The following is a 12,338-nucleotide window of genomic DNA, read 5'->3' as shown; positions in this document are numbered from 1 at the left end:
TGCACGCCAGCTCGGCCGCGGTGCCGGCAAGCCACTTGTTGCGGGATTGCCATACAAGGGCCGGCTGTCGGCCGTCGAGTGCCCAGGAGTGGCCGCGCTGGCCGCGCAGCGTGTTTTCTTTCTCGGCGTCCTCGATCCGCTTGCGGATCACTTCACCGAGGTCGGGTTCTTGCGTGTTATCGAGGTCTGATCGCGCACCCTGCGACTCGCCCAGCATCGACATGCTGGACACCGCATTTGGGTGTGCGCTACCCTCGGAGCTGTCTCGCACGACAGTTCCTTCCATTGGGAGGGAGCGCAGATCAGAATCAGGTTTGGTCGCCTGTCCTGATCTCAAACTTCAAAGACGTCACCCGATTCCCGTCGGGTGGCGTTCTTTTTTGTCTGTGAACGCTCCGCTGTGCAGTTGTTACGCAGGCAATCGGTGGTCAGTCGATACCCGCGTCAGTGCATGGTGAGAGGCGTCCTCCTGTTCACTCGTGGTCGGTTCTCAACCGGCTTGGAGCAGCTCCTGCTGCCCGTCCCGGTGGTCTTTGGGCACGGCCTCGTACGCTCTGACGCCCAGCCGGACGATTTCTTCGACAACCTGCCAGCGTTTTGGGTTGCCGGATTCATGCCAGAGGCGCTGCACGTCGGCGAACAGCTTCTCGTCGATGAGCGCATTGAGTTGAGTGCGGCCTTCGGTGGTCCGAGGAGGTGCCATGGGGATATTGCTATCACGGGTGTAATTCCAGGTGTGTCATTTCCAAGGTGGGGCGGCGTGTCGGGCCGGTAATAGTTAACGATACAGATGCACGCTATTGGGGGAAACCCTTGAGCGTGTCGTTGGCGCGTTGCCATGCGTCACGCACGGCCCCCTGCGGCTCGCCATAAATGTCAGCCAGGCTGGCGCACAGCCCCTCGGACAGCGGTGCGGCTCCCTGCTCGATGGTGGAGAACGCGCTTTGACTGAGCCCGACCCTCTCGGCGGTCTCAGACTGATTGAGCGCCGCATGCACGCGCATGTCCGAGAGGGTTTCGCGGCCGGGGAGAACGCCCGTGAGGTCCCGGACATTGAGTTCGAGAACCTGGGCGAGCGCGGCGAGTTTCGCCGGCGTCGGGGCCGTACGGCCGGCGAGCCAGTTGCGCACGGTCGAGGGGTTGACGCCCACCCGAGCGGCGACCTGGAGCCCCGTGAGGCCATGTCGAAGCATCGCTCCGCGAGCCACGGAAGGGCTGACATAGCCGGGCTTGCGAGCCACGCAACCTCCTGCATCTGGCGTGCAACTCGCATCATCATCGCAGTCCATTTCGGCCCCCTCAGCCCTTGCGCCGCTATAACTTAACGCTATAACATAACGCTAGAGGCTCGCTAGACAAGCTGGTTCATCAACTAAGTAGAGGCTCACCGGATTTGAGGGGGAACGCCTTGAGGAACTGCCGAAGGTTCGCATACGGTGCGATCTGCGCCCGTACCGTCGGTACGGCTCCGCACCGGTTGATTCAGTCCCGGCGCGATGAAGCGCAATTCCCACCACCCGCGTGTGCTCTGCCGACTGTCGCCGTCCCCTTGGTCACGGGGCGCTGGCCCCTGCCGAGCGCCGCTTTCAGTGATCCGAGGATGCGATGAGTCATACCCAGGGAGACCTTCGTTCAGCCGTTCGCGGAGCAGCCATCGGCGCCTGTACGGCGCTGATCGCCTTTGCGGGCGTCTACGCGGCGGCAGCCGCGACGCAGTCTGGCATCGAGGAGGCGTCGGCACCGGCGGTTCGTCCCTCGACCACTCAGGCCGGCGTGGACGTGGCTCAAGAGACAAACGCATCGCCGCGGGCCGCGAAGGCGACCGCCTCGCAGCGTCCTGCCCAGGCGAAGCAGCCCGGCCTAGCGAAGGCGGTCCAGCCAACCCGTGAGGTGAAGAAGGAGAACGAGCCCGACGAGCGCCGAGAGTCGGCCTCCAAGGTCGAAACCGCCCCGGCTCAGCAGGCTCCCACGCAGCAGGTCCGCTCTCCGCAACCTGCGCCAGTTCAGCAGGCCCCGGTGTATCCCGTTCAGCAGGCCCCGACGTATCCGGTGCAGCAGGCCCCGTCGTACCCGGTGCAGCAGGCACCGGTTCGACAGGCTCCGGCACCCGCACCCGCACCCGCTCCTGCACCTGCACCTGCACCTGCACCGCAGGGAATCACGATCGACCTCGGGGGTCGCGCACCGGTCGTGCCGCAGGACCCGATCCCCCCGAAGCAGCTCCACATCGGCTGACGGCCTCCCGGTCGTCAGTTCGCATCCGTACAGAAAGAGGAATTGAAAATGCTCACAGCAGCTACTGCTATCTCCGGCGCGATCATCGCCGCGCTGGCGGCCCTGGGTCCGATTGCCGCGCCCGTCATCGGCGCGGCCACCGCAGCCGGCCCGGTTGTCACCGCAGGGACCGCCATCGCAGGTCTGGCGGGCACCGGCAGCGCCGCCGGAGGAGCAGCCTCGCTCGGTGCCGGTGGCGCCGCGCTCGGCGCGAACCAGCACGCCGCACTCGGCGTGCAAAACGGAATCAACGACTCGATCAACCAGGCCAAGGACCAGGTCGCAGGGTCGATCAACAACCTGAACATCCCGGGCGTCCCCCCGGTCCACTTCAACTAACCGACGGCACCTACAGCGAAGGGGACTGATCGTGAGTAACGACGACGGCGATCACTGGTTCTCCGGCGAAAGCTCGTCAAACGATGCTGACCCTGTGGACCGGCGTCTAGAGGCGGTGCCCCCGGAGAGCGAGTGGTTCGACGACGCCCCGGAACCGGAGCCCGTTGCAGATCAGGGCGCACCGGCGACGGTTAGCGAGAACCAAGGACGGCGACCAAAGGTGCTGTTCGGTGGCGTTGTGCTGGCCACGGTGGCGACGATCGCTGCCGCTTCGTGGGGAGTGGCGTCAGTGGTCTCTGAGGCCGACGAGTCGGAGACTGCTCAGCTGGCCGTCCCTGCGAGAGCGGCGTCGGGAGCGGATGACCAGGCCGTCTCGGGCGCACAGGAGAAGTGCGCGGCGTCCGAGGAAGGGTCGGTGGTGACCGGAGACGGCGAGGGCGATGTGAAGTCCGCAGCCGGAGTGATTCTGGCTTTCCAGCACGCCTACTACGTCGAGCGGGACGCCGACTTGGTCAAGCCGCTGCTGGCTAAGGAATCCGAGATCCAGAATCTCGATGCTCTTCAGAAGGGCATCGACTCCGTGGAGCAGGGCACCACTCACTGCCTGCGTATCACCTCAGCCAAGGACGGGTCGGCCGATGTCGAGCTGACCCAGATGGCCCCAGATGGCTCAGAAACCGTCTTCTACCAGCGAGTGACCACCGCCCGTGAGGGCGGCGAGACCCGGCTGGTGTCGATCGCTGAAGCCCCGGAGAAGGAGCGGTAATGAGGGTAGGAAAAGCGTTCAAGTTGGGGGCCGTTGTCACTCTGTCGACGGTCATGGTGGCGAGCCAGGCAGTATCGGTCGGCGCGCAGACGACCTCGAGCTCGCGGAGCTCGTCGACGCCGACGAGTTCGGTTGCCCTTCCCAAGGGGCAGGAATGCCCGCTGGTGCAGCTGGTGGCGGTTAATGGGACGACCGAGTCGTCGAAGAACAGCGAGACCGACGCCGATACCGGGTGGATGGCACGGGTAGTCCGGCCGGTCGTGCGGGCCGCGAACGCCGACGGCGAGGACCGTATCGCGCGAACCTATGTGCCGTACCCGGCGAGCTTCGGCGGCTTTGTGCCGTCAGAGGATCAGTCCAGCTACGCCAAGAGCGTCACCGTTGGGATCGACAACGGCAAGAAGCTCATTGCAGAAACCGTCGAGCGTTGCCCGGAGACCAAGATCTTCGTGGCTGGGTACAGCCAGGGCGCGCAGGTCGCATCGGCAATTGCTCGAGACATCGGCGCGGGCAACGGACCGGTGGAGCCGGATCAGTTCGCCGGCGCGGCGCTGATGAGCGATCCGACCAGGGCGATGGGTGCGCCGGTGTTCCAGGGCGGCGCCTCCCGCTCCACTCCTGGGGCAGTACCGGGCACGGAGGGCACCTCGGTGGCAGCGGTCGGGGTGGCAGCAGGGGCTCCGGTTCCCGAGGGCCGCGGGATCTCCCCGAACACCGCAGCGGCGGACTTCGGTGCGGTGGCGGACCGGGTCGCAAGCTTCTGTGTGCCCGGGGACCTGGCGTGTGACACGCCGACAGATTCTGATCTGTTCCAGGTGGTGGCGAACATCGCAGGCCAGAGCGAAACCGGGGGAGACCCGGTTCAGGCGCTGCTGAACGTGGCCACGGTGACCGGTCAGTCTGTCTTGTTCACCGCTGCCGAGACCATCTCGGAGGACATCAGCTACTCCGACGCGACTGGGTTCACCATCGCCCAGGCCAGCCGGGGGAACACCACCCTGGCGCGAATGGCGCGATACAGCGATCCGACCAGAGCCCAGAACCCGACAGATCAGACCGCCATGCTCATAGAGGCCGGAACCAAACTGGCCGGGATGGCGCTGGGGGCGTCGATCACGGTCGCCAAGAAGACGCTGACGCTGGAGAACATCGCGCAAATCGCGCTCGCCGGGGCAGCGAATCCGGCGGCCGGCGCCGCTGTCCTAGTAGGGCAGCTCGCGGTCAATGCCACTGACGTCGTGACTCCCGCGACGGTGGACTCGGGACTGCGCCGGGTGGCCGGGGAGATCGAGCACACCGTCACCGACACTGCCGGCCTGGTGGACATGGCGACCAAGACCCAGACCTGGAACACGATCGACTCTCACGGCGCCTACGACCGGATCCCGTTCTCGGCCTCGGGACAGTCCCCGGCTGCTCTGACCCAGCAGTGGGTCATGGCCGCGGCCAATGATCTGGCCGCGGCCAAGGGCATGGAGCCGATCAGCCAGCCGCTTGCGTCTTCCGGCTCTGATCGCATGGCGATGATCCGCTCCGGTGCAGGCGAGGACCAGCTCTCACAGCTAGGCGCATCAGCGCAGAAGGCAGACACTTCGGCCCTGTCCGAGGCTCTGGCCTCGGTGACTGCGTGACCAGGACCGATCAACCCCCGGAGGCAGCGATGACCAGCGCACACCAGACTCCGACACCGCAGTCCACGGCAGTGCCGAAATGGCTGGCGGTCCCGACCGAAACCGACCGGGCCCCGGTCTGGGACACCACAGTCGCGCCCTCCGTGGGACGGGCACCCGCGATGTGGCTTCTGGGTGCACACGGAGGTGCGGGGGTGTCGACGCTGGAAGCGATGTGGGCGCCGGCGGCATCGAGTCGGCGGGGCTGGCCGGCCGCTGACGCCGCACCGTTCGTGGTGGTCGTGGCTCGAATGCACGCCGCAGGCTTGGACGCCGCGCACCAGCTGTGTTTGCAGCATCAGGCCGGCCAAGTCGGAGGCTGTGCGCTGCTGGGCCTAGTCACCGTCGCCGCCGCCCCAGGCAAGCCAGCGGTCTCACTGACTCGTCGTCGTGAACTCGTCGCAGCTGCCGCCGGGACGAGTTGGCACATCGACTGGGTGCCCGAACTGCTGACCGCGACAGCATCGGAACTGGCGCAGTGGCAGCCCGGATACACCGCGCCCGCGGTCAAGCGGCTGGCCAAACCGCCTCACCCGACCGAGGTCGTCCCGGCGTCGGCGGTAGCCGCTGCCGAGGACATCTTCTCCGCCGCTGGCCAGCAGTGGCGACAGCGTTCACAAACCCCCTGATCACTGCTTTTCCGTTCACATCACTTCAAGGAGAACACCATGATTGTCGAAACGATCACCGCGGCCGCCCCGGTCGCCGAGCAGGTCCTTGCGCAAGGAATGAACCTGTCACCGCAGGAGATTCCGGGCGCCGGCCAGAAGGTCGATACCGCCCTGTCCTACTTCATGTGGGGCTGCGTCGCGATCGGCGTCATGGGCGTGATGGCAGCGGGTGCGTACTTCATCATGGCCCGCTCGTCAGGGCGCGGCGATGAAGTCCAGAGCACCGTTGCCCGCATCATCGGCGGCTGCCTATTGATCTTGCTTGCCGGCCCCATCGTCAACGCTCTGGTGTCCTGACCACCGTGCTTACCGAGGTAGCGATCATCGTGGCGCAGGACGCAGGACCGATCCTGCCTCCGACCAGCCCGGTCGCCCCACCCGCAGCAGCGATGACCTACTTCACCCAGGCCGTGGGCTGGGTGAAGTGGGGCGCCACCGTCGTCCTGGTCGCCGGAGTCCTGGCGATCGGCGCCCTACTGACAGTCGACAACCGCCTGGTCGACCAGTACGGCCCTTCCATCCAAGCGATCACCATCAAGGTCATTCTGGGCTGCCTCATCGTCGCCTCGGCTGGCCATATCGCCGACGTATTCATTTAGGAGCATCCGTGTCCATCCGCCGACGCGTTCTCACCGCAATGGCGGTGGCGCTGCTACTGACCGCCAACACTGCCTGCTCAGCTGACGAGCAGGGCACCGACGCCCCGGTCGCCGTCGACACCTCCTCGGCCCCCGCTGATCTGACCTGGCGCACCGTGGCCGGACTCAAGATCCCCACCTCCCACCAGGACGGCCCCGCACGGACGACGCCTCCGCAGGGTTACAGCCACAGTCCCCAGGGAGCTGCCCTGGCCGCCGCCAACGGGCAAGCCGCCCTGGCCACCTCCCCGGACACCACCTGGCCCGAAGTTGTGCGTACGGTCACCGCCCCCGGCCCCGGCCGAGACGAGTGGGCGCAGGCCCGCGCACTGATGAGCGTGTCCGGGGCCGTCGATCCGTCGGTCGCCGCATCCTTCGTCGCATTCAAGATCACCGACTACTCCCCGGAGCACGCGATCGTCTTGCTGGCTACCTCGACACCGCCGGGGCCGGGTGAGCACGAGCCGTTGCTGACTGCCTACCCGGTGCAGCTGGCCTGGACCGGGGCCGACTGGAAGCTCGTGCTCCCCACGCAGAGCGACGACATCGACGCCACCGAGATCCACACGCTCGAGGGCTTCACGACCTGGGATGAGGACAACTGATGACGAGGAAGACCTGGATCACCGCCGCAGGAGTGCTGATTGCAGCTCTGCTGGTGCTGGCCGTAGTCATCACCATGACCGGCCGCGACGATCAATCCCCCCAGGCGACACAGGGGTCGGAGCCGTCGTCAGCGCCAGCCGCTGCCACCCCGACCGCACAGCCCGGACGAGTGACCAGCGACCTGGTGGGCCGGCAGGTGACCGTCGTCAACGCTCCCGGCGGCCGGCCCCTCGAACAGACCGGGGAGGCGACTGCGTTTCCCACCGGAACGGAAGCAGTCGCCGCACCAGCCGGCCTGGCACTCCAACAAGTGCCGAGCGGGGTCACCTTGATGGTCTCGACCTCAGACGGCCCCACCGACACCGAGCAAGGAGTGATGACTGGCTACGCTCAGTCACCCGTCGGCGCAGCAGTCCTGACTGCCAACTACATCGGTCTGGGCATCGAGCTCGGCCCTGTCTATGCGGACTTTCTGGACCGGTACGCGAAACAGCTTGTTGCCGAGGATCCGGCGTTCCTGGAGGAGATTCGCGCCCGTGGGCGAGCCAACGAGGGCCGCGCCTTGCAGGCGGCGGAAGGCTTTCTGGCTCCACGCTGGTTCCGCATCAGCCACTGTTCGCCCGAGTTCTGCACCGTCGAAGCGGCGACACCGTCTGTTGCCGATGCAGTGGGACAGGTCGACACGATCGACATCAGTGCGACCGCACACCCCGTGATGCGGGTGTCCCTTGCATGGCAAGACGGCCAGTGGCAGATCGTCTCGGCTAGGTCGCTGCCCCCGGTGGAGAAGCTAGATGGGTCGTGGGTGCTGTGGAACTAAAGCACCTGTACAGGTCCGCGCTCTCAGTTGTTCTAGCTGTGCTGTTGTCTGTGATCGGGGCAGGACAGGCCTTGGCACAGGACAACGATGAGCCCAGTGGACAGAACTCGTTTCAGACCTACTACGACGACTGCCGTAATGGCGAGACCGGCGACGGCGGCCTGCTCGGCGGGACCGGCGCCCATGAGTGGCTGCGCGATTCCGCACACGCTGGTGGCTTACGTGAGGCGGCCACCTCTCCGGTGAACGCGATCGTGAACGCCGCCTGCAACACCGCCGGGGCAGTGAAGTTTCCAACCGACGCGGTTGAAGCGGCCACCTCCGGCTTCTGGGGCGATCCCATCGGCGACTTCGTCAAGTCACTGCTCGAGGGCAACGCCCAGTCGCTGTCGCTGATCATGACCATGTGGATCAAGGAGTCCCCGTTCTCTGGGGCAGACTTCGCCTCATCGGTCGAGGGCATCTTCAACCTCACCCTGTGGGCGCAAGCCCTGCTGTTCGTGGTGTCGCTGATCGTGGCCGGAACCCGGATGGCGGTCGCCCGAAACCGTGGCCTGGGCGACGGGTTCGAGGATGTCGGCCAGGTCGTCTTCAACTTCATCCTTGCCGGCGCGGCACTACCGGCAGTCATCCTGGCGATGCACCTGGCGACCGACGCTGTGTCGGCCCAATGGCTGGAAGACGGCCTGGGCGGTGACCCTGCCGCGACGATCAACTCCGTTGCGCTGATTGACGAGGAAACCGGGCTCGGCCCCGCCGCCGTTCTCATCCTGGTGGTCTTCGCTCTGCTGGGGGCATTGGCGCAGCTGGTAGCCCTCGTCGTCCGGGAAGGGCTCCTGATCGTCGTGGTTGGCCTGCTCCCTCTGGCCGCTGCGTCGTACTCCTTGAGCACCGGCAAACAGGCCTTCAAGACGATGATCGGGTTCATCGTCGCGGCCCTGCTGTTCAAGCCGGTCGCCACGTTGCTGTACCTGACGGCGTTCTGGCTCAGCTCCGGCAACGAGGCCCCCTCTGTGATGGAGGCGGTGTCGTCGATGTTGCTGCTGGCCGCAGCAGGCCTGGTTCTGCCAGCCCTGATGCGCGTGGTGGCCCCCGCGGTGTCGGCCTCCGTGGCCGGTGGCAGTGCCGCCGGAATCGGTGCCGCAGCGGCCGGCGCGACCGGAGCTGTGGCAGGGATGGCTGGAGCTGCACTCGGTAACGCCCAGCAAGGGCTGGCCGGGTCTGGGGCGCAGTCGGCGTCCGGGGCCAGCGGCCAGGGCGCAGCGAACGGAGCCGCCTATCTGGGTCCGCACTCTGCTGGCGGGTCCTCACCTCAGGCGACCCCCGGCGGCGGACCGTCAACTCCCTCCGGTGGTGGCTCGCCGTCGGGCGCCAGCCCCTCCAGCGGTACGAGCAACGCCTCGGGCGGCGGTGGCGGCGCCGGAGTCGGTGGAGCAGTAGCCGGGGCCTCGAGGGGAGCTGGCGCGGCGCTGGGTATGGCTGCCGCCGGCATCGGGGCAGTGGCCACCGCGGCGCAAAGCACAGCCCGGGCCACGCAGTCCACCGAGCAGATGCTCGACGGCGCTCTGGCCGCCCATGCCACCCCCCACCACTACCGGTAACGACAAGGAGCTCAGACGGTGACTACCTCCGGTGAAGCCAACGACCTGCGGCTCTACACCCTCGGTGAGCGGAGCCAACGAACCGGCATGTTCGGGCTGCCGCTGCGGGCAACGCTCATCGCCGGGGGCGCGTTCATCGTGGCGATGTTGGTGCTGATGCAGGGCGGACTGGGCGCTGGTGCGTTGATCGCACTTGCCGCGGTGGTGTACCTGGCTCCCGCGATCTTGCGTATTGGAAATCGAACTCTCTACGAGGTGGCACAAATGCGTTTTCAGTTCTGGCGAGCCGAAAAGGCCGGGTCAACGATCTACCGATCAGGCCCGAACTCTCGCATCCCCGGTGGCCGCTACCGTCTTCCCGGGGCTCTGGCAAAGACCGAGCTCCACGTTGGACGCGACGTGGCCGGCAACGACTTCGCCATGATCCGTGATCAGGCGCTCAACCAGTACACCGTGCTGCTCGACGCCTCCTCCCGGGGCCAGGAGCCATTGACGGTGACTGACCGCAACAACATGACCGCGGAGTGGGGTGCGTGGCTGGCGGAGTTGTCCCTCAACGATGACGTCGTGGCAGCCACCGTGACGGTGGAGTCGTTCCCCACCACCGGGCAGGACTTGATCGCGGCAGTGAAACGGTCTGTCGACGAGTCAACACCGGAGCTCGCTCGCCGTATCCAGGCCGAATCGGCGGTGCAGTTCGCTAAGGGCAAGCTCGTGACCCGCTCATGGATCGCGGTGACGTTCAAGGCCGCCACGGCGATGCAGCGCAAGGACCCGGAGGCGATGGCCACCGACCTGGGCGTGCGGCTTCCGGGCCTGTACCAGCGGCTGGAGTATGCCGGTGTCTCGGCGACTCCGATGCTTCCCGAGGATGCGATCGGCCTGGCGATGCGCTGCTACCGCCCGGACCTGGATGAGTCGATCAATAGGGCGCGGCTGTCGGGCGAGTCGATGGGGGTGGACTGGGAGGACGCCGGCCCCGCCCAGGCGGTGGCCAAGTGGGCCAGCTACCGGCATGAGGACTGGATCTCGCGGTCATTCGAGATGGCCGCCCCGCCCGCTGCGGCGTTCCCGGACCACGTCCTGCGTCCACTGCTGGAGCCGAAGCCCGACATCCCGCGCAAGCGGGTGACGTTGGTGTACCGCCCGATCGCCGCCGGCGACGGTGTCCGCACCGTGGAGAAGGAGCACACCGACGCGGTGAACGCGGCGAACAAGACCCGGTCGATCGGTAAGGCTTCGGCCGGGCTGCGCCTGGAGCGCACCGAGGCCGCTCGTCAAGCGTTGGCGCGGGGCGGCCAGCTCGGAGAGTATTCGCTCCTGGTGACGCTGACCCTGCGGGATGCGGAGCTGCTTGAGCAGGGGTCGGCGATCATCGGCCAACTGGGTAACCGTTCGCAGCTGCGGCTGCACTCCACCAACGGCCAGCAGGACGCCGCGTTCATCGCAGGCATGGGGCTGGGTGTGCTGCTCGACCAGAAGTCGACCATCTCGTCGTTTGCGAGGGCCGAGTGATGGCGCGGCGCACCAAGGCACCGATCGGACCGAAGGAACTCGAGGAGCTGCACGCCCGGATCACCGCCGGCGATGCGGACCAGCCGTGGGTCTTCACTGCCACGGGTCGCGCATACAAGCAGTGGTGCAGCGAGCACCCCGAGCGTGCCGAACAGGCACGCACGGCGCGGCAGGCCTCGGCGCTGCGCTACGGCAAGCCTCGGTTCACCGCTCGGTATTCGGCGGTGGACGGCCACGGCTTCAAGGGAAGGTTCTCGGGCCGCATGTCAGTGGTCTCTGCCCCCGGCGCGACACAGACCTCGACCAACTACGGCTGTGGTTTCAATCCGTGGGTCGTGGGGGCCACCGCGCCCGCGGTCGGTGTTCCCCTGGGCGTGCACGTCCAAACCGGGCAGGACGTCTCGGGCGATGTGCTGTCCTGGTTCAAAGCCGGCATCATCGGCAACCCGTCGGCATTCGTACTGTCGCTTCCTGGCCTGGGCAAGTCCACCGTCATCCGCAAGCAGTTCATCGGCGCGGTCGCCCAGGGGCATGTCCCCATCGTCGCCGGGGACATCAAGGGCGAGTACGTCCCGGTGACCCGGGCGATGGTCACCCCTGCCGGCAAGCAGGGGCAGGTGATCCGCCTGGGCCACGGCCACGGCCACCTCAACCCGCTGGCGGCCGGAGCGCTGGGTGAGGCGATCCCGGTGATGCAGGCACGCCTGGCCACGCTGCCTGCACACAGCGAGGAGGCCACGAAGCTAGCTGAGGCGATCACCGAAACCGCCGAGTCGGTCCATTCTCGCCAGGTCACGATGGTGGTGGCGCTGGCCGAGCTGATCCGTGGCCGGCCGCTGGCCGACTTCGAGGGACTGATCGTGTCCACCTCACTGCGCACGATGCGCGAGACAGGACAATTCTCGTTCGCCTCCCCGCCCCTGCTGCGGGACCTGATCGACTTCATCCGGGCCGGCAACGACGGCCTTCGGCGTGCACTGTTCGTGAGCGACGACACCGAGTACCGCCACACCGTGCGGACCTTGGTCCAGACCCTCGAGTCGCTGACCGACGGCGTGATGGGCCAGGTGTTCGCCGAGCACACCACCACCAAGATCGACTTGGACGCCCCCGCGATCTGTATCGACGTCTCCGCTATCGCTCGAGGAGACCAAGCCCTCAAGGCCGGGGTGCTGTTGGCGTGCTGGTCCGATGCCTACGGAGCGATGGAAGCCGCGCACGTCCTGGCCGACTGCGGACTGGCCCCACAGCGGTACTTCCTGGCGATCCTCGACGAGATGTGGGCGACCCTCGGTGCCGGCGCGGGCATGGTGCAGCGCGTCGACGAGCTCACCAGGCTCAACCGAACCGATGGCACGGGCCTGCTGATGATCACTCACACCGGGCGAGACCTGGAGACTCTGCCCAACGAGGTCGACGTCAAGACCGCGATGGGCTT

General features: G+C 66.8%; 15 protein-coding genes. 12 read left to right on the top strand and 3 right to left on the bottom strand.

Going from position 1 to position 12,338, the window contains the following annotated elements:
• From G6022_RS02525 to G6022_RS02515, 3 genes are all read right to left on the bottom strand, one after another.
• Window positions 1–232 (bottom strand): hypothetical protein (locus G6022_RS02525; protein ID WP_182690980.1); only part of this gene is annotated, 232 nt, incomplete at its 3' end.
• 258 nt (window positions 233–490) lie between these two features.
• Window positions 491–703 carry a hypothetical protein gene (locus G6022_RS02520; protein ID WP_182640203.1) on the bottom strand — a complete coding sequence of 71 codons (213 nt, stop codon included), beginning with the start codon at window positions 701–703 and terminating at the stop codon, window positions 491–493.
• A 94-nt stretch (window positions 704–797) separates the two neighbouring features.
• Complete coding sequence (locus tag G6022_RS02515) at window positions 798–1,241, bottom strand: helix-turn-helix transcriptional regulator (RefSeq protein ID WP_182640204.1); 444 nt, start codon at window positions 1,239–1,241, stop codon at window positions 798–800.
• 364 nt (window positions 1,242–1,605) lie between these two features.
• Between G6022_RS02515 and G6022_RS02510 the strand changes: the two genes are divergently transcribed.
• The 12 genes from G6022_RS02510 to G6022_RS02455 form a co-directional block, all read left to right on the top strand.
• Window positions 1,606–2,235: a hypothetical protein gene (locus G6022_RS02510; protein WP_182690978.1), complete on the top strand. Its 630-nt coding sequence runs from the start codon at window positions 1,606–1,608 to the stop codon at window positions 2,233–2,235.
• A 48-nt stretch (window positions 2,236–2,283) separates the two neighbouring features.
• Window positions 2,284–2,613, top strand: a complete 330-nt coding sequence (locus tag G6022_RS02505; protein WP_182690976.1) for a hypothetical protein — start codon at window positions 2,284–2,286, stop codon at window positions 2,611–2,613.
• Window positions 2,614–2,644: 31 nt separating this feature from the next.
• Window positions 2,645–3,379 (top strand): hypothetical protein, encoded by a 735-nt coding sequence (locus G6022_RS02500; protein WP_182639437.1) that lies wholly within the window; start codon window positions 2,645–2,647, stop codon window positions 3,377–3,379.
• Entirely contained in the window at window positions 3,379–5,010 is a 1,632-nt protein-coding gene (locus G6022_RS02495) for a cutinase family protein (RefSeq protein ID WP_182639436.1), read from the top strand. Before G6022_RS02500 ends, G6022_RS02495 begins: the two co-directional genes overlap by 1 nt.
• 29 nt (window positions 5,011–5,039) lie before the next feature.
• The gene (locus tag G6022_RS02490) at window positions 5,040–5,678 is read left to right on the top strand and encodes a DUF6668 family protein (protein WP_347238143.1); all 639 of its coding nucleotides are present in this window, start codon (window positions 5,040–5,042) and stop codon (window positions 5,676–5,678) included.
• A 39-nt stretch (window positions 5,679–5,717) separates the two neighbouring features.
• A complete protein-coding gene (locus G6022_RS02485; RefSeq protein WP_182639434.1) occupies window positions 5,718–6,017 on the top strand; it encodes a hypothetical protein in 300 nt (99 codons plus the stop codon).
• Window positions 6,018–6,022: 5 nt separating this feature from the next.
• Window positions 6,023–6,319: a hypothetical protein gene (locus tag G6022_RS02480; protein ID WP_182690975.1), complete on the top strand. Its 297-nt coding sequence runs from the start codon at window positions 6,023–6,025 to the stop codon at window positions 6,317–6,319.
• Window positions 6,320–6,327: 8 nt separating this feature from the next.
• Window positions 6,328–6,963, top strand: a complete 636-nt coding sequence (locus G6022_RS02475; RefSeq protein WP_347237841.1) for a hypothetical protein — start codon at window positions 6,328–6,330, stop codon at window positions 6,961–6,963.
• Window positions 6,963–7,784: a hypothetical protein gene (locus tag G6022_RS02470; protein WP_182639432.1), complete on the top strand. Its 822-nt coding sequence runs from the start codon at window positions 6,963–6,965 to the stop codon at window positions 7,782–7,784. Before G6022_RS02475 ends, G6022_RS02470 begins: the two co-directional genes overlap by 1 nt.
• Window positions 7,785–7,855: 71 nt before the next feature.
• Entirely contained in the window at window positions 7,856–9,385 is a 1,530-nt protein-coding gene (locus G6022_RS02465; protein WP_182690974.1) for a hypothetical protein, read from the top strand.
• Window positions 9,386–9,403: 18 nt separating this feature from the next.
• On the top strand, window positions 9,404–10,900 hold the full coding sequence (locus G6022_RS02460; RefSeq protein WP_271800254.1) for an SCO6880 family protein: 1,497 nt from the start codon (window positions 9,404–9,406) through the stop codon (window positions 10,898–10,900).
• A partial coding sequence (locus G6022_RS02455) for an ATP/GTP-binding protein (protein WP_182690973.1) occupies window positions 10,900–12,338 on the top strand: 1,439 nt, incomplete at its 3' end. The genes G6022_RS02460 and G6022_RS02455, both read left to right, overlap by 1 nt.

Source organism: Dietzia sp. Cai40 (assembly GCF_014145165.1).
Lineage (GTDB): Bacteria > Actinomycetota > Actinomycetes > Mycobacteriales > Mycobacteriaceae > Dietzia > Dietzia natronolimnaea.
The sequence above is the reverse complement of the archived record's forward strand: the minus strand, read 5'-3'. Positions and strand labels throughout refer to the sequence as shown.

Coding starts and splice junctions, on each gene's coding strand:
- G6022_RS02495 (WP_182639436.1), top strand. CDS start 3,379: ATGAGGGTAGGAAAAGCGTTCAAGTTGGGGGCCGTTGTCACTCTGTCG.
- G6022_RS02490 (WP_347238143.1), top strand. CDS start 5,040: ATGACCAGCGCACACCAGACTCCGACACCGCAGTCCACGGCAGTGCCG.
- G6022_RS02520 (WP_182640203.1), bottom strand. CDS start 703: ATGGCACCTCCTCGGACCACCGAAGGCCGCACTCAACTCAATGCGCTC.
- G6022_RS02485 (WP_182639434.1), top strand. CDS start 5,718: ATGATTGTCGAAACGATCACCGCGGCCGCCCCGGTCGCCGAGCAGGTC.
- G6022_RS02470 (WP_182639432.1), top strand. CDS start 6,963: ATGACGAGGAAGACCTGGATCACCGCCGCAGGAGTGCTGATTGCAGCT.
- G6022_RS02505 (WP_182690976.1), top strand. CDS start 2,284: ATGCTCACAGCAGCTACTGCTATCTCCGGCGCGATCATCGCCGCGCTG.
- G6022_RS02510 (WP_182690978.1), top strand. CDS start 1,606: ATGAGTCATACCCAGGGAGACCTTCGTTCAGCCGTTCGCGGAGCAGCC.